The 609-nt window shown below is 35.8% G+C and carries 1 protein-coding gene; it reads right to left on the reverse strand.

Annotation, left to right across the window (positions count from 1 at the left end):
* Positions 1 to 609: IS66 family transposase (locus tag AACL61_RS00120; protein ID WP_339110794.1), on the reverse strand; the 609-nt coding region annotated here is incomplete at both ends.

Raw genomic sequence — 609 nt, forward strand, 5'->3', positions numbered from 1 at the left:
CCTGGGGATATAATCGATCACTATATCCACCATAACCGTCACACATAATAATTCCACGATATTGATGACCGATAATTTGACCAATGGTTTTACCCGCGCGGGTATTATAGTAATGAAACATGATAATTTGATGCTTACTGAATTCTTTTGTTGATCGCGTTACCCAAAAGTAGCCAGTTTCATTAGGCTCATCAATTACCTTGAATGGAGTTTCATCCATATGAATTACCGATTCTTTTCTGATTAATTCCTGTAAATAATCATACAACGGTTCAAGGTAGGTTTGACTAACCTTAATGATGTTAGTCGCCAATAATCGAGCATCAACTCGTAAGCCGACGGCTTGCCAAAACTTAATTTGACGATGAAACGGTAAAGCAAGATTAAACTTCAACTCTGCTACTTTAGCTAAAATAGTACTCGAAAAGTAACTATGGGGTAAAAGACTCTGTGGCATCTTACTACTGACAAGTACATCGCTACCATTAGAATTAATACACTCATTACATTTATAAGTTTCTTGAATCAAATTCACACAATATAATTCGGCTGGTTTTAACCGTGCTTCTCTACTATATACATGTTGACCCACTTTTTTCATTAGTTGAT

It is taken from the genome of Limosilactobacillus reuteri subsp. porcinus, assembly GCF_036621895.1.
GTDB lineage: Bacteria > Bacillota > Bacilli > Lactobacillales > Lactobacillaceae > Limosilactobacillus > Limosilactobacillus reuteri_J.